The following is a 21521-nucleotide window of genomic DNA, read 5'->3' on the forward strand; positions in this document are numbered from 1 at the left end:
TAATTTTACTGGTTATAATTTTTATTCTGCGTTGTCCAAAAAGTCCTTTACTCTTTCGGTTAATTTATCCAAAAAGCTGCGGTTGTCGCGAGGCGATTCAATGGGCGTCGGAACTATTGGCGCATCTTCGTCCTCAACTTCTACTTCTGGAGTTTCAATAATTCGTTTTTCTTGTCGCATCAAACTGTCCATCACGAGTCCGACCGCCGTGGCATACATTGGACTTGTAATATCGCTATCGCTGTCCCCTGCCAAATGCTCGTTTGGATAGCCAACTCTGGTATCCATTCCTGTGATGTATTCTACCAATTGTTTCAAGTGCTTCAGTTGGCTTCCACCACCTGTTAACACAATACCCGCGATGAGTTTTTTCTTTTGCTCTTCGTGTCCGTAATTTTTAATTTCTACATAGACTTGTTCGATAATTTCCACCACTCTGGCATGAATTATTTTAGACAAGTTTTTAAGCGTAATTTCTTTTGGATCGCGTCCTCTCAAACCGGGAATCGATACGATTTCATTTTCCTTGTTTTCGCCTGGCCAGGCAGATCCAAATTTTATTTTTAATAATTCGGCTTGCTTTTCTATAATCGAGCAGCCCTCTTTAATGTCTTCAGTAATCACATTTCCTCCAAAGGGAATCACCGCTGTATGTCTGATAATACCATCTTTAAAAACGGCTAAATCGGTCGTTCCACCTCCTATATCAATCAGGGCAACGCCCGCTTCTTTTTCTTCTTGACTGAGCACTGCATTGGCGGATGCTAAAGGCTCTAAAGTGATCCCGTCTAAATTCAAACCTGCCGTTTGAACACAACGTCCAATGTTTCGAATGGAAGATACCTGCCCTACTACGACGTGGAAATTCGCTTCAAGACGTTCGCCATACATCCCGATGGGTTCTTTAACTTCTGCCTGACCATCCACTTTATAATCTTGTGGTAACACGTGAATAATTTCTTCACCCGGAAGCATGACCAACTTGTGAACTTGATTGATAAGACGGTCAATATCTTCTTCATTGATGACCAATTCAGAATTCTCACGAGTAATATAATCACTGTGCTGAAGACTGCGAATGTGCTGTCCAGCAATCCCTACAGTGACCTCTCCAATCTTAAGACCAGAATTGGTTTCTGATTCCAAGACAGCTTGTTGGATGGACTGAATCGTTTGCGTAATATTATTCACAACGCCTCTATGCACACCCAGACTTTTGGACTTTCCAATGCCGAGTATCTCTAATTTGTCATACTCATTTTTACGACCAATCATCGCCACAATTTTTGTGGTACCAATATCTAATCCTACTGAAATGTTTTGAGCTTCCATACACTTATTTTTTTGTGCAAACAACTTGATTATCAAATTGCAAATTCACGCTTTTATATAAATCTAACACCTTATCTTTTTTTGCTTTTTGATAAAATGCTTTTAAATTCTTCATTTTTTCATCTAAATTCTCAAGGCTTCCTACTAAAACCTCAAAATTTAAGAGTCTCATTTTTAAACTTATTTCTTTATTTTCTCCTTGATGAATCTCGGTCACGTAGGTTTTTAAAAACGAATCCGAATAGACTTTTAACGCCATCGTGTAAACGACTTCTAAATCTTCTTTTTCCACATCGCCCGTTACCAAAGGCACACGCGCACTGTGTTGCGGGGACAACGGCATCCACAAACCATCTTCATCAATGTAAAATGTTGCTTTAGAATACACTCTTGCAATCGGTCGTTTTTGTTCGATTTTTGTTCTAACTTCTCCGTTTACAGTAAGATACACTTGAGCCGATTTTATCATATCATCAGACTCGAGTAAAAACTCCATTTCCTTCAAATCTAAATTATCTTTCGGTAAAATATACAGTTGTTCTTGATTTTGTATTAACAATTTATTAACCATCTCTGTGGTAATATAAACGTTCTCTTTTCCGGTAAATTGGACGTCCACTTTCGTCACCGGACGGTTGTTGTTTGTGAAGGAAGAAAAGGCATACAGGAACACCACTAATCCTAGCAACAACACGCCTTTGATGAGATTCCAGTTAATACGCATAGCTTAATTTTTCTTTTAATTCTGACACTTCAACACCTATATCGCCTGCCCCAAGGGTGATAAATACAGGGTAACCTAAATTTTTAATTTCACTTTCGATGTCTGATTTCGATATTAATTTTTTAATCGGACTCGTAATTTTCTCTAACAACCAGCTTGAAGTAACTCCCGATATAGGAAGCTCTCTTGCGGGATAAATCTCTAATAAAAAAGCGGCATCAAACTGAGACAAGCTCGCGGCAAATTCATCTACAAAATCTTTGGTTCTGCTAAACAGATGCGGTTGAAAGACTACGGCTAGTTTTTTGTTTGGATACATTTCACGAACAGCTTGATGCACGGCATTTATTTCGACTGGATGGTGTGCATAGTCATCTATAAACACAAAATCATCTGTTTTTATTTGATACGTAAAACGTCTTTTGACGCCCTTATATAAATTTAAAGCGGTTTTCAAAGCTTCCGCATCACAACCAAATTCAAGTGCCATCGCTAGTGCTGCAACGGCATTGGACAGGTTGTGCGTTCCCGGTAAATGATAGGTTATATTTTGAATCAATCCATTCAACGTTTGAAGATCAAACCGATACGATCCATTTTCAATTCGGACGTTGATCGCACTGTAATCCGCATCCTCATTCACACCATAAGTAATTCCCTCTAAAGGCAATCCTTTTCGAATAAATAATTTTCCTGAAGGTTTAATTTTTTGTGCAAACTGCTTGAATGTCTCCACCAAATCGGCTTCAGAATTATAAATATCTAAATGATCTGCATCCATGGAAGTAATGCAAGCAAAGTCTGGACTGAGCGTTAAAAACGAGCGGTCAAATTCATCGGCTTCAACGACCGATATATCAGTCCCGTTTTGAATTAAATTGGATTGGTAATTTTCTGAAATCCCCCCAATAAATGCGGTGATTTTTTCATCACAAGCATACATCAAATGCCCTAAAATACTGCTGGTGGTTGTTTTGCCGTGCGTTCCTGCGACTGCCAAACATTGAGTATGCTCTGTCACAAGTCCTAAAACTTCGGAACGTTTTAAAACCTGAAAATCGTTTGTTTTAAAATACTGTAAAATCGCATTTGATTCAGAAACTGCCGGTGTAAACACAATAAGTGTATCTTTTGGATTTAAAAACCGTTCATCAATCTGATTCGTATGCGTTTCAAATTGAACACCAACCCCTAAATCTACAAGAGACTGCGTGATCAAAGTGGGTGTTTTATCATAACCCCCAACCACTTTACCATCCGCCACAAAGTATTTAGCAAGTGCACTCATACCAACACCACCGATGCCAATAAAATATATGTTATGGATGGTTTTTAAATTCATTTGTTTAATAGCTTTTCAATTTCATCAGCGATGGTTTGGGTCGCTTGTTTTAAGGCTAATTTTTTAATGTTTGTTGACAATTCTATTTGTTGTGAGTCAGACGCCATGAGGTCCGAAAACTGTATTTCAAAATTTGATTCTAAATCTTTTTCACTTATGAGTATTGCTGCCTTTTTTTCTGAAACTGCCAAGGCATTTTTGGTTTGGTGGTCATCTGATACATTCGGCGACGGAATGAAAATTACGGGTTTTCCAACCAAACAAAGTTCCGATACAGAACTGGCACCCGCTCTAGATATTACAATATCCGCTGCGGCATAGGCCAAATCCATTCGATTCAAGAACGTATGTACTTGCACTCCCTCAAAGATGCTAAAATGTTGGTAATCCTTGGAGTATAAATCCCCACATTGCCATATCGTCTGAACCTCTAAACCATCTAAAAAATCCAATTTGGATTCTATAAGTTCATTCATGCGTCGCGATCCCAAACTCCCCCCTAACACCAACAGTGTTTTTTTGTTGGGATCTAAATTGAAATACGCTTGCGCTTCCGCTGATTTCTGATCTAAATCCAGTAAGTCTTGACGTACAGGGTTGCCTGTTAAAATCAATTTATCTTTTGGAAAAAAGCGTTCTAAACCTTCATAGGCCACACAAACTTTATTTACTTTTTTGGATAATAATTTATTGGTAATTCCTGGGAACGAATTTTGTTCTTGTATCAATGTAGGCACGCCTTTCATTGCAGCGACCAGCAATAAAGGACCACTGGCAAAACCACCGGTTCCAATCACAACATCGGGTTTAAAGGCATTGACAATGTCCATCGACTTCAATAAACTCACTACTAATTTCAGGGGGAATAATAGATTTTTTAAGGTCAATCGTCTTTGAATTCCCGAAATCCACAACCCTTTAATCGCATATCCGGCTTGCGGCACTTTTTGCATTTCCATTTTATCCTTTGCACCCACAAATAAAAACTCCGATTTTGGAAACCGTGCTTTTAATTCGTTGGCAACGGCAATCGCAGGGTAGATATGACCTCCTGTTCCTCCACCTGATAATATGATTTTATATGCTTTCATTATAGTGCTTCGCTTAATATTTCTAAAGGGTGTTGTTCTTCGTTTTCTTGTGCTTTTTCAGCATCTCGTTTGGCGCTTACACTCAACACAATTCCCAGTGCCAAGCAAGTCACCCAAATAGAGGTTCCTCCGCTACTTATGAGCGGTAATGTTTGTCCCGTTACTGGAAATAATTCTACAGCAACGCCCATATTCACTAAGGCTTGAAATATGATTGGAATTCCAACGCCTATACTTAATAATTTTCCGAAAATGGTTTCTGATTTTTGGGCGACAATCACAATCCTAAATAATAACCACAGATACAGAAACAGTAAACACATGCCGCCTATGAGTCCGTATTCTTCAATAATAATGGCAAAAATAAAATCAGAAGAGGACTGTGGCAAAAAGTTTTTTTGAATACTTTTCCCTGGTCCTAGCCCTTGAATACCTCCAGTTGCAATGGCTATTTTGGCTTTCTCAATTTGATAATCTTCGACAGTGACATCTGCATCCATAAAACTTGTAATACGACTCGTCCATGTATCCACTCTATTTGGCATCAAATCTGGAAATGCTTTGGCAGTTAACACAAATAGCATCAACACTACAACGCCTGAGCCTATAATAACAGATAAATATTTTAACGGGTAGCCTCCTAAAAAAGTTAGTAAAATTACCATTGAAAAAATAAGTGCTGCCGTTGAAAAATTGGCAGGAAGAATCAGTGCTAATACGACAAAAACAGGAATCCATAATGGAAGAATCGAGTCTTTAAAAGAGAGGACTTGATCTTTTATTTTTGATAAATAGCGCGCCACATATACCATTAAAACCAAAGCAGCCAAGGTAGATGGTTGGAATGTAAATCCAACAATTGGAACCCGAATCCATCGACTTGCATTGGCCCCTCCTATGGTTGAACCTTGCAGCATGGTGACTACCAATAATATTAAAACCACAGGAATCATCACCAAGGAAAGCCCCCTAAAATAACGGTATGGAATTTTATGAACGCCATATATAATTGAGAACCCCAAAAATAGATGCACAAAGTGTTTGATAAAATAACTAAAGGTATTGCTGCCGTTTCCAATGTAGGCTAAATTACTGGCCGCACTGTACACCGGTAGAAATGAGAATACTGCCAACAAAGCAGCTATGGCCCAAATGATACGATCTCCTTTTATGTTATCAAATACTGTCTTCATTATAACTGTCTTACAGCGGCTTTAAATTGATGACCACGGTCTTCATAATTTTCAAATAAATCAAAACTTGCACAAGCAGGAGATAACAATACTGACTCCCCAGCAGTGGCAATTTTATAAGCGATTTTCACAGCCTCACTCATATACTGCGTTTCTATGATGTTTTCCACCATATTTCCAAAAGCATCAAACAATGCTTCGTTGTCTTTTCCTAAGCAAATAATTGCTTTGACTTTTTCATTAATAAATGGAAACAATGCTTTGTAATCATTTCCTTTATCAACCCCACCTACAATCCAAACGGTCGGCGTATTCATGCTTTCTAAAGCATAATAAGTTGCGTTCACATTGGTGGCCTTGGAATCGTTTATGTACTGAACTTTGTTGATTGTCAAAACTTGTTCCAAGCGGTGCTCTGCACCCTGAAATCCTTCGAGACTTTCTCGGATGGTTGCTTTTCTAATTTTCAATAGATGTGCAACAGTCGATGCAGCCATCGCATTTTTAATGTTGTGCTTTCCTTCTAAAGCTAAGTTTGTTGTTGGCATAATTATGTCTCTATTGTTAAATTCTATTATTATATTATTTTGTTCTAAATAGGTTCCGTTTGTGACTTTTCTGCGAAGCGAAAAAGGCACTAATGTCGATTGAATTGGATGGGTATTTATATAGGATACGATGACCTCATCATCTGCATCATATATTAAATAATCATCCGATGTTTGGTTCATGGCGATTCTAAATTTTGAAGCGATATAGTTTACAAATTTATAATCGTAGCGGTCCAAATGATCCGGTGTGATGTTGGTAATAATCGCAATGTGCGGTCTGAATTTCTCAATCCCATCTAACTGAAAACTACTCAACTCCAAAACGTAGTTGGCATTGCTATTTAGGACTTGCTTGGCAAAGCTCTCACCAATATTCCCTCCAATCGCTACGTCCAATCCTGCCTGCTTCAATATCTGATGAACCATCAGAGTGGTCGTGGTTTTACCGTTACTCCCCGTAATTCCAATGATATTCGCCGTGGTAAATGCTGCTGCAAATTCAATTTCTGAAATCACAGAAATAGTGGCTTTGTGTAATTTTTGAATCAGTGGAACACCATCTGGAATCCCAGGACTTTTAACCACTACATCCGCATTTAAAATTTTGGATTCGGTATGCCCTTCTTCTTCCCATTCAATCTCATTATGTCTAAGAACGTCTTTATATTTTTTTGCAATCTTTCCAGCATCAGAAAGAAATACGTTGTACTCTTTTTCTTTTCCCAACAGCGCGGCACCTACACCACTTTCACCCCCGCCAAGAATCACCAATCGCTTCATCTATCGAATTTTCAAAGTGACGATAGTTAAAATGGCCAACAGAATTCCCACAATCCAAAAGCGTGTTACGATTTTGCTTTCGTGATATCCTGATTTTTGATAATGATGATGCAAAGGCGACATTTTAAAAATGCGTCGGCCTTCGCCATATTTTTTTCGGGTATATTTAAAGTAACCTACTTGCAATACCACTGATAAATTTTCTGCTAAGAAGATTCCACACAATACAGGAATCAACCATTCTTTACGCACTGCAATGGCGATGACTGCAATAATTCCACCGATGGTCAAACTCCCTGTATCGCCCATAAACACTTGCGCTGGATAGGTGTTGTACCAAAGAAAACCAATCAATGCCCCCACAAACGCGGCGATATAAATAGTGATTTCTTCCACTCTAGGGATGTACATGATATTTAAATAATCAGAGAAAATAATGTTACCCGACACCCAAGCAAAAATACCCAAGGTCAATACAATAATTGCGGAGGTTCCTGCTGCCAAACCATCTATTCCATCTGTTAGATTAGCACCATTAGAAACGGCTGTGATGATAAAAATAACAACTAAGACAAACACAATCCATGCATATTTTTCTAAACCAGGATGGATCCAAGTGATCAAATCGGCATAGTCAAATTCATTTGATTTTACAAAAGGAATGGTTGTTTTGGTCGACTTTGCTTCAGGGTAAAACTGAATGGACGACTGCTGACCCGCCACCGTTTCAACCTGTAAGTTTGCTGGAATTTTTTCTTTAATAGTCACATCGCTGTGAAAAAACAAAGTGGTTCCGACGATGATTCCCAAGCCTATTTGACCCAAAACCTTAAACCGTCCTTTTAAACCTTCTTTATCATTTTTAAATTTTTTGATATAGTCATCAATAAACCCAATGACTCCCATCCATATGGTGGTGATGAGCAATAAAATAATATAAATATTATCTAATTTGGCCAGTAATAAAACGGGGATTAGAGTGGCTAAAATAATAATCACCCCTCCCATTGTTGGCGTTCCTGCCTTTTCCTTTTGTCCTTCTAAACCTAAATCACGTATGGTTTCTCCGACCTGTTGTTTTTGGAGAAAACGAATGATGCGTTTTCCAAAAATCGTTGAAATTAGTAATGATAAAATAATCGCTACTGCCGCTCTAAAGGTTAGAAACCCAAAAAGAGAGGCACCAGGGAATTGGTGGGATTCTTCTAAATATTTGAATAAATAGTATAACATATTATAGTTCTAGTCCTATTAAAATTGTTTGAGATAGCTTGTTGTCATTAAACTTATGTCTGACCCCTCTAACTTCTTGGTACGCCTCATGTCCTTTGCCTGCAATCAGAATAATATCATGAGGCCGTGCAAGCTTACAGGCGGCTGTGATGGCTTCTTTTCGATCTTTAATGGATATAATTTTATCTAAATTCTCAGGCTTGACCCCAGCTTCCATTTCAGAAATAATTTGCTGTGGTTTTTCAGACCTCGGATTGTCACTTGTGAAAAACACTTTTGAACTCAATGCCGATGCGATGTGCCCCATTTTTGGACGTTTAGTTTTATCGCGATCGCCCCCGCATCCAACCACCGTAATGAGTGTCTGTTTTTTGGTTCGAATCGTATTGATGGTTTCAAGCACATTTTTCAAAGCGTCTGGCGTATGCGCATAATCAATGATCACTGTGATTTCGAAAGTTGTTGTGTAGTGCTGAAATCGCCCACTGACATTGGTGACTAAACTCAAATGCCGAAGTATTTCGGATTTTTCCATCCCTAAAAGTTCAGCAACCCCGTAAATAGCAACTAAATTATAGGCATTAAAACTCCCTATCAATCGAGTCATTACTTCTTGATCGTTTATTTTCAACAGCAGCCCGCTAAATTGATTTTCTAAGATTTGAACACGGAAATCTGCATAACTTTTTAAAGCATAAGTAGATTGTTTGGATTTGGTGTTTTGAACCATAACCGAACCGTTTTTATCATCGGCGTTCACAAGGGCAAATGCCGTTGCTGGCAATTGATCAAAGAACGATTTTTTTACATCTCTATACTCCGCAAATGAAGCATGATAGTCTAAATGATCATGCGAAAGATTGGTAAACACACCTCCATCAAACAACAACCCTTCGGTTCTATATTGATGAATTCCATGCGAACTGACTTCCATAAAACAAAACTCAACCCCTTGGGCATTCATTTGACTTAAATACGAATTGATGACTAAAGAATCGGGAGTCGTATGACTTGTTGGAAATTCCTCGCGATCTACCATGATTTTTACGGTAGAGATGAGCCCCACTTTATAACCCGCTAGTTTAAACAATTCATAAAGAAGCGTTGCAACCGTGGTCTTGCCATTGGTTCCTGTAATTCCAATCAGCTTAATATCCTTAGAAGGATTTTCATAATAATTAGAAGCCATAAGTGTCAAGGCTCTCGCCGTACTCTTCACTTTTATATAGGTAATATCGGTCTCTAATAGTTCGGGTAAATCCTCACAAACAATGACCTCTGCACCTTTATCAATTGCCTTAATAATAAACTCATGACCATCAAAGACACCGCCTTTAATTGCCACAAAAACACTGTCTTGCTCAACTTTTCGAGAATCGTATTGTATGCTAGAAACAGATCGGCTCATAGATCCAACGACCGACTCAGTAACCACTTTCTTTAATATGTTTTTTAGAGTTTTCATGATAAAACGAGGGTTATTGTAGATTGGGGTTTAATTTTTTGACCACTTTTTATCGATTGCTTTGAAACAGTCCCGTTGCCTACCGTTTGCACCTTAAGACCCATGTTTTCTAAAATAGCAATCGCATCCATAGCCGCCATCCCTTTTAAATTAGGCATGATCGTTTTATACTTTTGCGCTACGGCATAATAGGTGTCATAATTGGTTTCAACCGTCTCTGACTTTTGATTGACATCCTCCACCTCATCAATCACAGGGGCATCTGTGAATATTTTTTGTGCGATTTTTTTGAATACGGGCCCCGACACATCGGCTCCATAATAGCCCACACTTTTATCGGGTTCATGAATCACAACAATGCAAGAGTATTTTGGATCATCTGCAGGGAAATATCCTGAAAAAGATGAAATATAGTTTAATTGATCTTTGTTTGCATAATCCTTTTGACAGGTGCCTGTTTTGCCCGCCATCGAAAATTTGTCTGAGTACAAGCCGTGCCCTGTCCCATGCTCTTTTTCTACCACATTTTTAAGCAGCTGCTGTAGCTTTAAAACGGTTTCTTCTGAACAAATTCGAGGATTGATAACCTCGGTGTTGAAAGTTTCTATTGAAGTCTCAATCTCTTTAATTTCACGTAAAAATTTTGGACGCACCATGACACCATCATTTGCAATGGCATTGTAAAACGTTAAGGTTTGAAGCGGGGTAAAAGAGACGCCGTAGCCATACGCCATCCATTGCAGCGCAATACCACTCCAACGACCATTTTTAATTCTTGGATCTGGAATGATTGATTTGCCTTCTCCCGTAAGCGGAAGCCCTAAAGAATCTTGCAGATTCATTCTGTACAATCCATCCACAAATTTTTCGGGATTTTTCTTGTACGCGTTGTGAATCATTTTAACGATTCCTGTATTAGAAGACACCTCAAAAGCTTTGGCGACGGAGATGTTTCCATACCCTCCTTTTTTAGAGTCTTTTACTTTTTTACCATAAAAAGTCAATACGCCTTTTTTAGTATCCACCATAGTCGTGGTATCAATCACTTTGTCTTCTAAAGCGACTGCCAAGGCCATGAGTTTAAACGTTGAGCCCGGCTCATGCGATTCACCCACTGCATAGTTGAGACGCTCATAATAGAGACCTTCTTTATTTCGACCCAAATTAGAAATGGCACGTATCTCGCCTGTTTTCGTTTCCATCACCACCACAGTTCCATGATCGGCTTTGTATTTTTCCAATTGCTCCAAAAGTGCATGGTGGGCTATATCTTGAATGTTGACATCAATGGTTGTATAGATATCGTACCCATCTTGTGGTTCCACCTGATTGTAATCTTCAATGGGTTTCCACTGCCCTTTGCCAATTTTTTGTTTGCGCCTCTGACCGTCTTCTCCTCTTAAATATTTTTCGCCAAATGCACCATCAATCCCAACACGTGTCACATTGCCTTGGTCATCAAAACGCTCATATCCGATCAATCGTTGTGCAATGGCTCCCAATGGATAATCGCGCTTAGTGGTTTGCTCCACAATAAGTCCGCCTTTGAAAGCACCTAAATTCAACAGTGGGAAATCTCTGAATTGTAAATACTGAGAGTAATCTAAGTTTCTCGCTAACAGAAAATAACGGTTTTTATTTTCGCGTGCTAAACGCAATTTACGCTTATATTCCGCTGACGATGTATTATTGAAATTTGCCAACGAATCACATAAGGGTTCTATAAACGCTTCGTAATTTTTATTGGTTGGCGCTACCAAATCAATACGAATATCATACTTAGGCACGGACGTCGCCAACAAGCTTCCTCCTACAGAATATACATTTCCACGATTTGCAGGAATGGTCACATCTTTAATGGTTCGGTCATCCGCAAGACTGCGGTACCGCTCCCCTTCCACAAACTGAATGGTGACTAATTTATACACTACTAAAAGCGCAAAAATGAACATAGCTCCACTAGTGAAGTACAGTTTGTTCATTATAGACTTTTCAGTTGATTGCATTGAATTAGTTCGTTTTAGATTTAATGATAATTTTAAAAGGAGGATTGGACGACGGCTTGATTCCTTGATCTGACAAGCGTTTTCGTATCACCGATTCCATTTTAAGCTCCATCAATTGCGCACGGGTTTCCACATACGTAGAACGGTAGGCTTTCACCTGTTCATTGAGTCTTGCTATTTTGTAAACTTTGCTGTCTGCGTTATGAGAACTTGCAATCATTATAAGTGCAAGGGCTAAAAAAAAGAAAATCAGACGCCAATTTTTAAAAGCGCCATCACTTACGAGAAAGGTTCCTTTTAAAATATTATACATCCTGTTTTTCATCAGTCTTGTTTTGAATTTAACTTTTCAGCGATTCTTAATTTAGCACTGCGTGCTCTGTTATTTAGTTTTATTTCTTTGGCATCTGGAACAATCAAACCGCCTACTTTTTTAAGGGGGACTTCAAAATTTCCAAAAACATCTTTTTCAGGTTCTCCTTCAAACAAACCACTTCTTATAAATCGTTTTACCAAACGGTCTTCTAACGAATGATAAGAGATAACACTCAACCGTCCACCATCATTCAACAACTCAGGTGTTTGCAATAAAAACTCTTTTAGAACCTCAATCTCCTGGTTCACTTCAATCCGAATCGCTTGGTATATCTGTGCTAAAATTTTATTTTCTCTTCCGTGAGGCAAGTGTTTACTTAAAACAGCTTTCAACTCAAAAGTGGTTTCAATTGCTTTTTCTGTTCTTGCTGCAACAATGGTTTTTGCCAAGGCCGGTGACGTTCTTAATTCTCCGTACTGCCAAAACACACGTTTTAAATCTTCTTCCTCGTAGGTATTCACCAACGAATAGGCCGAAAGCACATCTTGTTGATTCATCCGCATATCTAATTGAGCGTCAAATCGGATTGAAAATCCTCTGTCGGCCTCATCAAATTGATGTGAGGAAACTCCAAAATCAGCTAAAATTCCATCAACCGATTTAATGCCGTGAAATCTCAAAAAGCGTTTCACATATCTGAAATTCTCATTGACTAATAAAAATCGAGAATCATCAATGGTATTTAAAAGAGCGTCTTTGTCCTGATCGAAGGCGATGAGCCTTCCTTTAGAACCTAAAGATTCGAGTATTTTTCTGCTGTGACCTCCACCTCCAAATGTCACATCTACATAGACACCGTCTTCTTTAATATTTAAACCCTCAACGGTTTCGCTGAGTAATACGGGGTTATGATACTCCATCTGCATCGTCTTGTCCCATTACATCTTCAGCTAAATCTGCAAAATCATCTGCAGCATCATCAATGGCTTTTTCGTATTTATCTTTATCCCAAATTTCTATAATATTCACTGCCGAAGTCACGACGATTTCTTTAGTGATCCCCGCAAAACCTACAAGGTCTTTTGGGATTAATAATCGTCCCGACACATCTAAATCTATTGATTTCACTCCAGCCGTGAACCGTCTGATGAAATCATTGTTTTTCTTTTTGAATCGATTGAGTTTATTAACGTTTTGCATCATGGACTCCCACTCCTGCATTGGATACAACTCCAAACACGGCTGAAAAACAGCACGCTTTAACACAAACCCTTTTTCCGTGACGGAAGCAAGCTGCTTTTTAAACGCAACAGGCAGCATAAGCCTTCCTTTTGCATCTACCTTACATTCGTATGTTCCAATTAATGTGTTCAATTGTAGTGTTATGATTTAATAAATTCTTGAATTCAAAGCTAAAAAATATTTACCACATTTTACCACATTTTACCACAATGTTAATAAATTTCTATAAACGGCACATTAAACCGACAAACTGCAGCTTATTTTACTATAGAACGAAGGAGACCAATTACTTACAAAGTGGGAAGCGCTATTAACAATAGGCTGTTCATTACTTTTATTAGCATCAAATTGGGTTTTAAAGCGGTCTTAAAAACGCTAAAATCAATTGATAGATCCCTTTAAATATTCAAAATATTTTAAATTAAATTGTGTAGATTTGCCAGAGACCAATTTTTTGTATCAATATGAATTATAGTTTAAAACAAGAGGGGAAGTTCAACTATGTTGAAATCGGTGAAGGACGGCCAATTATAATTCTTCACGGATTGATGGGTGGCTTGAGTAATTTTGACGGCGTTGCTGAATTTTTCAGTAAAAACGGCTACATGGTTGTACTGCCTGAACTCCCTTTATACTCTTTGTCTTTACTTAAAACGAATGTTAAAAGTTTTTCAAACTACCTGAATGACTTTATCGAGTTTAAAGGCTATAAAGATGTCATCCTAATTGGAAATTCGTTGGGAGGTCATGTAGGATTGTATTACACAAAACTATATCCTACAGAAGTAAAAGCACTTATAATCACGGGAAGCTCTGGACTCTACGAAAGCGCTATGGGTGGTGGATACACAAAACGTAGCGACTACGAAGTCATGAAAGCGAAAGCACAAGAAGTGTTTTATGATCCTGCAGTGGCCACCAAAACAATCGTTGATGAAGTTTATGAAACTGTAAATGACCGTAGCAAACTCATCAAAATACTAGCAATTGCTAAGAGTGCCATACGCCACAACATGGCTAAAGATCTACCTAAAATCACAACTCCAACGTGTATAGTATGGGGTAAAAATGATATTGTAACTCCTCCAAATGTTGCTGAAGAGTTTGATAAATTACTTCCTGATTCAGATTTGTTTTGGATCGATAAATGTGGACATGCTTCTATGATGGAACACCCCGACCGATTTAATGAGATCGTGTTTGCATGGCTCACCAAAAGAGGGATCTAAAATTAAATAATTATGCAAATTAAAACTGCTGAGTTTGTGATAAGCAACCAAATGGTTGAGAAATGCCCCACAAACAACCTCCCAGAATACGCTTTTATTGGACGCAGTAACGTTGGCAAGTCATCGCTTATAAACATGCTTACCAATCAAAAAAACTTAGCAAAAACCTCTGGACGCCCTGGAAAAACACAACTGATTAATCATTTCATAATTAATAAAGAATGGTTTTTGGTAGATTTACCTGGGTATGGGTATGCACGTGTTTCGAAGTCTGCTAAAAAAACATTTCAAAAATTTATTACGGCTTATTTTAGAGACCGTAAACAACTGATTTCAGCATTTGTTTTGGTTGACATACGCCACAAACCTCAACCCGTAGATTTAGCATTTATGCAGTGGCTAGGAGAACACAGCGTCCCATTTTCAATTGTATTTACGAAAGCGGACAAACTACGCCCTAAAGCGATTGAAGACCACATTGACACTTATAAAAACATTCTTTTAGAAACTTGGGAAGAGCTCCCTAATTACTTCATCACCTCTTCCACAAATTACGCTGGAAAAGATGCGCTGTTAAACTACATCAACACGATTAACGAAGACCTCAATAATTCTACGGATAGATTGCCTTTTCAATAACAGCTCCTGTAGCACCGCTTGGAAAAGCTATTCCTAAAAGCGCCGAGATCGTTGGAGAAATATCGGTCACACTCGTACGTTCATAGGTTTTGCCGGGCTGAATTCCGTTGCCATAAAACAATAAGGGTACATGGGTGTCATAGTTAAATCCAGACCCGTGTGTCGTTCCTTTTGGTCCATAAGAAATTACCCCCGATTCAAGAGTATATAGGACATCTCCAGAAAGTTTTTGGTTATAGCCATTCTGAAGCATCTTTTCGACACCCTCTTTAAAATAACGCGTTTGCATCATAGTGGCGGTATAAGCCTTCTTAATATGTGGGTAACCGATAATTTCATTGACAACAAATTTTTGCACAGCTTCTAAATCGAGTTTCAGTGCAGTAATGCGTTCCTGATTTAAAAACACTTGATTGTTACTGATTTTCTTAACTAGGTCGGAAACGCCATATTTCTTTTGAAGATTCGTGTATAAGGACGCAAAACTATTTTGAGGCACATAGCCACTAGGAATATGTATATCGGTCAGAAAAGAAGGCACGTCTGCAGCCCCGTGATCGGAGGTTAAAAATACAGTATAGTTTCCAGCCCCAACCTTAGCATCTAAATAGTTGAGCAAACGTTCAAGTTCTAAATCTAAACGCAAATAGGTGTCTTGAAGCTCTACCGAATTGACTCCAAAATTATGTCCAATATAATCTGTAGAGGAATAACTTACCGTTAAAAAATCAGTATAATCGTCAGTTCCTAAGTTTTCCGCTTCAATAGCAGACATTGCAAAATCGGTAATCATTGTGTTTCCAAAAGGGGTGCTTTTAATAATATCAAAGCCGCCATTGTATTCCATCAATGCATTTAAATCATACGGAAACTCAGGAGTTAATTTCCCTTTAAAGCCTTGCTCATAATCTGAAGCATCGGGACCACTTTCTCCATAAAGATTAATGTCATAAAGCGTATTCCATGTCTTTACATAGTTGGCTATTTTAGAAGGTGCATTAAAGTCTATAACCCACTGTGGAAGTGCATCCATATAATAGGTGCTTGTCATCCACTTGCCTTCATTTAAACCTTCAAACCAATAGGCTCCATTGGCAGTATGTCCTGAAGGAAATACAGCTCCACGGTCTTTGATAGAGACGCCGATTGTTTTTCCTTTCATTTGAGTGAACAACCTATTCTGATCGGCAAGGGTTGTTACTTTCATATTACGGGGAGACACTTGCCCGTATTTGGTAGTAGCACCAACAGGCACATAATCTAGATCGGTTGTACAATAGACGGTCGCATTTTTCTCTTTATCGTACCAACTATTTCCAATGATTCCATGCACACTTGGAGTGGCCCCTGTAAAAATGGAAGCATGGCCTGGGCCTGTATAAGTTGGAATGAAATTGAAATGATGGTTATTACAACTATACCCTTGATTGATCAATCTTAAAAACCCATTGGAGGTATATTTATTTTTGAAACGGTTTAAATAATCAAAACGCATTTGATCGACCACAACACCCACCACCAATTTTGGCTGCGATGCTATTTCACCAGAATTACTGGATATTGAATTATCAGAATTATTTTTACAAGAAAAGACACCTAAAAACAATAACAGGAAAATAAATTTTGAAAACTTCATAATAAGGTTTATTAAGCATCAAAAATACATTTTTTTAATGATTCCATTTTAATAAGGATAAATTAATGGTTAGATTTTTTTACTTTAGCAGCAATTATAATTTCATGAACTACCTCCACAATATTGGGTCTTATTTTTTAATGATTGGCGAAATGTTTCGCAAGCCGACCAAATGGTCTGTTATGAAACAATTGATCCTTAAGGATGTCGAAGATTTAATTGTCGGCTCTATTGGTATTGTGGCCTTTATATCGTTTTTTGTTGGCGGAGTTGTCACCATACAAACGGCACTTAACATTGACAACCCATTGATTCCAAAATACCTTGTCGGTTTTGCAACACGACAATCTGTTATTTTAGAATTTGCTCCCACCTTTATCTCTGTTATTATGGCGGGGAAAATGGGCTCCTTTATCACTTCTAGCATCGGAACCATGCGTGTTACCGAACAAATCGATGCCTTAGAAGTGATGGGAATCAACTCTGTGAATTACTTAGTCTTTCCAAAAGTTATTGCGCTACTACTCTATCCTTTTGTGATTTCGATCGCTATGTTTTTAGGAATTATTGGCGGAATGGCTGCCTGCGTTTATGGCGGGTTCTCAAGTTTTGAAGATTATGTGACTGGAGTTCAAATGGATTTCATTCCTTTTCATATGGCGTATGCTTTTATCAAAACATTTGTATTTGCCTTTTTACTCGCTACCATCCCATCATTTCATGGCTATTATATGAAAGGTGGCGCACTTGAGGTAGGCAAAGCAAGTACCACGGCTTTTGTTTGGACAAGCGTGTCCATCATACTCTTAAATTATATTTTAACTCAAATGTTACTAAGCTAATGATTGAAGTCAAAAATCTACATAAATCATTTGGAGACACTAAAGTCTTAAAAGGGATTTCTACCATCTTTGAATCAGGAAAAACCAATCTCATCATTGGACAAAGTGGTTCTGGAAAAACGGTTTTATTAAAGTGTTTGCTTGGGCTTTTTGATTATGAAAAAGGCAGTATTGCATATGATGAAAAATTATTTTTAAGTCTTTCCGATAATGAAAAAAGAACACTGCGTTCACAAATAGGTATGGTCTTTCAAGGTGGAGCATTGTTTGACTCGCTAACAATTGCTGAGAACGTTATGTTTCCTTTGAGAATGTTTACAAAACAATCGCGAAGCGAGATGGAAGACCGTGTAAATTCTGCTTTGAAACGCGTAAACTTGGACGATGCACACACCAAAATGCCCAGTGAAGCTTCTGGTGGAATGCAAAAACGGGTGGCAATCGCAAGAGCCATTGTAAACAATCCTAGATATTTGTTTTGTGACGAGCCAAACTCTGGCTTAGACCCTAAGACAGCCATTGTCATTGACAATCTGATTCAAGAAATTACACACGAAAATAATATTGTAACAGTAATCAATACGCATGACATGAATTCGGTCATGGAAATTGGTCAAAACATTCTATTTTTAAAAGACGGACTTAAATCTTGGGAAGGCAGTAAAGACACCATTTTTAAGACGGATAACGAGGTTGTAACAGATTTTGTGTACTCTTCTAACTTATTCAAAAAAGTCCGTAAAATGTACTTAGAAGATCACTAGTTCTTAGTTACTAATTACCTCAACATCTTCAACATTAAGCTCTTGTTCAATCCACGTTTTTAAAGCTTGTTTTCTGAGCATCACTAGACTGTCTGATAAGACAGAATTCCATTGTGTTTTTACCAGCGTAATCGTATCTGTATTCCTAAAGTTTGAGGACGCCAACATTTTTGCATAGCCAAAAGATTCTAAATCAGAAAACTGAATCTTCGCATCTTTAGAAAGGTTTAAAAACACATTCGAATCCATTTCACTTTTATGAGAACTGAGTACGAGTTTCAGACTGTCAATGTGGAGTTCACGCGCAGCAATGATACTGTCTCGTTTTTCGATTTTATCAATCGCCCTGTCGTAGAGCTCCAAAATTTTATCTACACTTCTATTTTTGTTACCGTTGATGGTCAAACTAAAATCTTGAAGATACTCATAACCTTTCAACTCATTTATCAAATCTGATTTAGTAGCCTCTGTAATTTCACCATTAAAATTCAGCGTGATTATTTTTTCATCCATATCTATTTTCTCGCGTTGAAGCCAAAGGTTGTTATTCGAAGTGATTTCAGTTTCTAAATAGGATGTATAATCCGCTTGATAGCGTGTTTCTCTTAGAACCTCAACAAACGTCCAACCTGCAGGAAGCATCGCTGCTAAGGCAAGAATAGATGTGATCCGAACAATGTTTTTTCGACGTTGAGAGTTGACATATCTCAACATCGGAAAGCGTAGAATTTTTAAAACAATAAATGTGGCTAGGGCAATGAAAATCGTATTGATTGCAAACAAATACATGGCTCCAAAAAAGTAATCAAAATTTCCTTGAGACAAGCCATACCCCGCTGTACACAGAGGCGGCATTAGGGCGGTGGCAATTGCCACACCAAAAATTACAGAGGCAACTGTCCCCTTTTTGGTTCTTGCAATGATGAGCGCAAGCCCACCAAAAAATGCAATAAGCACATCTCTAATGTCGGGTTTGACACGCCCCAATAATTCAGAATTATCTTGACTTAAAGGAAAAAGGTAAAAGAATAAAAAGGCGGTTAACAAACTCAAAACGACCATGGTCGCAAAATTAATCAAGGATTTTCTGAGGGTGTCTATATCATGAATGGCAATGGACATTCCAATTCCAAGAATGGGGCCCATAAGGGGAGAAATTAACATCGCTCCAATCACCACGGCGGTCGAATTTGCATTCAACCCAACGGACGCCACAAAGATGGAACAAATCAGAATCCAAGCTGTTGCTCCTTTAAAAGGAATATCAGCTTTAATCGCCGCTACTGTGGCCTCACGATCTGTGTCATGTCTAAAATCTAAGAGTTCAATAATGAATATTTTCAACGATGCCCAAAGTCCTTTGGCATCCTCTTTAACCGCTTTTTTCGATTGCTCGGTTTTAGCGTCTTCTAACTCTTGATTTAGATTGTTGTCCATAATTAAATGTGTTGGTCTCCAAATTTTTGCTTCACGCGTTCGCGTAATTGCTTAATGTCTTGTTCTTTACTCTTCGGAAAGATAAGTAAAATTTCTTTTTCTTCCACTACTATAAAATCATCTAAGCCTTCAAGCACGACTATTTTATTTGTGTCTGTTTTAACCATATTCCCTGAAGAATTCTCAGCCAATAAACGTGCATTGACCACCGCATTTTCGGTTGGAGTCTCAGATATCTTGTCATACAAACTCCCCCAAGTTCCTAAATCATTCCAATCAAAAGTGGCAGGAATGACATATACATTTTCGCTGGGTTCCATGATCGCATAATCCACGGAAATGTTTTCTGCATTCTTATAATTCTCCAACACAAAAGCGGCTTCGGAGTCGGTATTATAATCGTTTAATCCATCTGCAAAAAGAGTGTATAATTTTGGTTGATGTGTTTCAAACGCTTTTAACACACTGGCGGTGGACCAAATGAAAATTCCGCCATTCCAAAGAAAATTACCTTGCTCCAAAAAGCCTTTGGCTGTTTCGTAATTTGGTTTTTCTCGAAATTGAAGCACTTTCTTTTCAGCGTTGTTGTTTGATTTATCGTATTCAATATACCCATAACCGGTATTTGCAAAGGTTGGTTGGATTCCTAAAGTCATCAACACATCTGATTTTTCAGAAAAATCAAACGCACTTTGAAGGTTCGAAATAAACGCCGATTCATCCTCAATCCAGTGATCACTCGGTGCGACAACCATGACAGCCTCTGGATTTTGTTTGTGAATTTTTAGCGATGCCATTAAAATACAAGGAGCCGTGTTCCGCATGGCAGGCTCCGCAATTATTTGGTTTTTATTAATTTGAGGCAATTGCTCAAGCACCAAATCGCAATAGCGTTCATTGGTTAAAATAAGGATGTTTTCTTTTGGAATCAAACCTTCTAAACGGGAGGCTGTCTTCTGTAAAAGTGTCTGACCTGTTCCAAGCATGTCGTGGAATTGTTTTGGAAACGACTCCTTACTCACTGGCCAAAATCGAGAGCCAACACCGCCGGCCATTATAATTGCATAATAATTTTTATTCATCTTCATTTATTCATTTACTAATTCAACTTCTGCATTGGGGTTAAAAACATACAACCGACCAGAGGCCAATTCTGTACATTCAAAACGGGTTCTTCTTTTAGGGCCTTTCTGGAACAATTTACCATTATACAATCGAAAGGTGGTTCCTTCTGGCACCTCAAAGATAAATGTTTTTCCGTTAGGGGCATCGTATTGCTTGAGCTTCAAGGCTAAAACAGTATCCGAGTCGCTACTTGCTTTTGGGTTTTTGAAATGTCTTGCTAATAACGGTAACACATCCATTGGAAAAATCTCAGGTCTTAAAAAAGGCAACATTAAATGTTGAAATACCGATTTCCATTCGAGCCCATGTGGCTTGATCATTTTACCATAAGATTTGTACGCTTCAAAATGAGCGATTTCATGAATCAATGTTATTAAAAACCGATAGGTATTCAAATTGGAATTGATGGTGATTTGATGTTTCCCATTGGGCAAACGTCGGTAGTCCCCATGACGGGTTTTGCGCTCTTGCTTAATTTTAACCACTAAGTTATCGTGTGACAACAACTGTGTTACTTGGTCAAAAGCAGCCTGTGGAATAAAATTTTGTAAAACGTGAACCATAAAACCTAAAA

Annotated in this window: 20 protein-coding genes; 4 read left to right on the forward strand and 16 right to left on the reverse strand. The window is 38.2% G+C overall.

Annotation, left to right across the window (positions count from 1 at the left end; translation table 11 throughout):
- Positions 1-21: 21 nt before the first annotated feature.
- From ftsA to mraZ, 12 genes are read right to left on the reverse strand one after another with little or no spacing between them, the layout of a single operon-like run.
- Positions 22-1332: a cell division protein FtsA gene (gene ftsA, locus FORMB_RS03260; RefSeq protein ID WP_069677879.1), complete on the reverse strand. Its 1311-nt coding sequence runs from the start codon at positions 1330-1332 to the stop codon at positions 22-24.
- A gap of 4 nt (positions 1333-1336) precedes the next feature.
- Entirely contained in the window at positions 1337-2056 is a 720-nt protein-coding gene (locus FORMB_RS03265; protein WP_069676090.1) for a cell division protein FtsQ/DivIB, read from the reverse strand.
- On the reverse strand, positions 2046-3398 hold the full coding sequence (gene murC / locus FORMB_RS03270) for a UDP-N-acetylmuramate--L-alanine ligase (protein ID WP_069676091.1): 1353 nt from the start codon (positions 3396-3398) through the stop codon (positions 2046-2048). Before murC ends, FORMB_RS03265 begins: the two co-directional genes overlap by 11 nt.
- Positions 3395-4489, reverse strand: coding sequence for an undecaprenyldiphospho-muramoylpentapeptide beta-N-acetylglucosaminyltransferase (murG, locus tag FORMB_RS03275; protein WP_069676092.1), 1095 nt, complete (start codon positions 4487-4489; stop codon positions 3395-3397). The genes murC and murG overlap by 4 nt, the downstream gene beginning before the upstream one ends.
- Positions 4489-5682 (reverse strand): FtsW/RodA/SpoVE family cell cycle protein, encoded by a 1194-nt coding sequence (locus FORMB_RS03280; protein WP_069676093.1) that lies wholly within the window; start codon positions 5680-5682, stop codon positions 4489-4491. The genes murG and FORMB_RS03280 overlap by 1 nt, the downstream gene beginning before the upstream one ends.
- Positions 5682-7013, reverse strand: coding sequence for a UDP-N-acetylmuramoyl-L-alanine--D-glutamate ligase (murD, locus tag FORMB_RS03285; protein WP_069676094.1), 1332 nt, complete (start codon positions 7011-7013; stop codon positions 5682-5684). The genes FORMB_RS03280 and murD overlap by 1 nt, the downstream gene beginning before the upstream one ends.
- Positions 7014-8246 (reverse strand): phospho-N-acetylmuramoyl-pentapeptide-transferase, encoded by a 1233-nt coding sequence (mraY, locus tag FORMB_RS03290; protein ID WP_069676095.1) that lies wholly within the window; start codon positions 8244-8246, stop codon positions 7014-7016.
- Position 8247: 1 nt separating this feature from the next.
- A complete protein-coding gene (locus tag FORMB_RS03295; protein WP_069676096.1) occupies positions 8248-9711 on the reverse strand; it encodes a UDP-N-acetylmuramoyl-L-alanyl-D-glutamate--2,6-diaminopimelate ligase in 1464 nt (487 codons plus the stop codon).
- Complete coding sequence (locus FORMB_RS03300; RefSeq protein WP_069676097.1) at positions 9708-11717, reverse strand: penicillin-binding protein; 2010 nt, start codon at positions 11715-11717, stop codon at positions 9708-9710. Before FORMB_RS03300 ends, FORMB_RS03295 begins: the two co-directional genes overlap by 4 nt.
- 4 nt (positions 11718-11721) lie before the next feature.
- Positions 11722-12042 (reverse strand): FtsL-like putative cell division protein, encoded by a 321-nt coding sequence (locus FORMB_RS03305; protein WP_069676098.1) that lies wholly within the window; start codon positions 12040-12042, stop codon positions 11722-11724.
- A complete protein-coding gene (gene rsmH, locus FORMB_RS03310) occupies positions 12042-12953 on the reverse strand; it encodes a 16S rRNA (cytosine(1402)-N(4))-methyltransferase RsmH (RefSeq protein WP_069677881.1) in 912 nt (303 codons plus the stop codon). The genes FORMB_RS03305 and rsmH overlap by 1 nt, the downstream gene beginning before the upstream one ends.
- Positions 12940-13407, reverse strand: a complete 468-nt coding sequence (mraZ, locus tag FORMB_RS03315) for a division/cell wall cluster transcriptional repressor MraZ (protein ID WP_083243898.1) — start codon at positions 13405-13407, stop codon at positions 12940-12942. The genes rsmH and mraZ overlap by 14 nt, the downstream gene beginning before the upstream one ends.
- A 332-nt stretch (positions 13408-13739) precedes the next feature.
- On the opposite strand from mraZ, the gene FORMB_RS03320 reads away from it, so the two are divergent.
- A complete protein-coding gene (locus tag FORMB_RS03320) occupies positions 13740-14504 on the forward strand; it encodes an alpha/beta fold hydrolase (protein WP_069676099.1) in 765 nt (254 codons plus the stop codon).
- Between the two features lie 12 nt (positions 14505-14516).
- Positions 14517-15143 carry a ribosome biogenesis GTP-binding protein YihA/YsxC gene (gene yihA / locus FORMB_RS03325; protein ID WP_069676100.1) on the forward strand — a complete coding sequence of 209 codons (627 nt, stop codon included), beginning with the start codon at positions 14517-14519 and terminating at the stop codon, positions 15141-15143.
- Here the strand turns inward: yihA and pafA are convergent.
- Entirely contained in the window at positions 15118-16779 is a 1662-nt protein-coding gene (pafA, locus tag FORMB_RS03330) for an alkaline phosphatase PafA (protein ID WP_069676101.1), read from the reverse strand. The two genes, yihA and pafA, sit on opposite strands and share 26 nt — an antisense overlap.
- A gap of 104 nt (positions 16780-16883) precedes the next feature.
- On the opposite strand from pafA, the gene FORMB_RS03335 reads away from it, so the two are divergent.
- Complete coding sequence (locus FORMB_RS03335) at positions 16884-17621, forward strand: MlaE family ABC transporter permease (RefSeq protein ID WP_069676102.1); 738 nt, start codon at positions 16884-16886, stop codon at positions 17619-17621.
- A complete protein-coding gene (locus tag FORMB_RS03340; RefSeq protein ID WP_069676103.1) occupies positions 17621-18385 on the forward strand; it encodes an ABC transporter ATP-binding protein in 765 nt (254 codons plus the stop codon). Before FORMB_RS03335 ends, FORMB_RS03340 begins: the two co-directional genes overlap by 1 nt.
- Before the next feature lie 3 nt (positions 18386-18388).
- Here FORMB_RS03340 and FORMB_RS03345 read toward each other — a convergent pair whose 3' ends face one another.
- From FORMB_RS03345 to FORMB_RS03355, 3 genes are read right to left on the reverse strand one after another with little or no spacing between them, the layout of a single operon-like run.
- Entirely contained in the window at positions 18389-19822 is a 1434-nt protein-coding gene (locus tag FORMB_RS03345; RefSeq protein WP_069676104.1) for a DUF389 domain-containing protein, read from the reverse strand.
- 2 nt (positions 19823-19824) lie between these two features.
- Positions 19825-20904, reverse strand: a complete 1080-nt coding sequence (locus FORMB_RS03350) for a mannose-1-phosphate guanylyltransferase (RefSeq protein WP_069677882.1) — start codon at positions 20902-20904, stop codon at positions 19825-19827.
- A gap of 6 nt (positions 20905-20910) precedes the next feature.
- Positions 20911-21510 carry a SprT-like domain-containing protein gene (locus FORMB_RS03355; RefSeq protein ID WP_069676105.1) on the reverse strand — a complete coding sequence of 200 codons (600 nt, stop codon included), beginning with the start codon at positions 21508-21510 and terminating at the stop codon, positions 20911-20913.
- Positions 21511-21521 lie beyond the last annotated feature (11 nt).

This window comes from Formosa sp. Hel1_33_131, from assembly GCF_001735745.1.
Classification (GTDB): domain Bacteria; phylum Bacteroidota; class Bacteroidia; order Flavobacteriales; family Flavobacteriaceae; genus Hel1-33-131.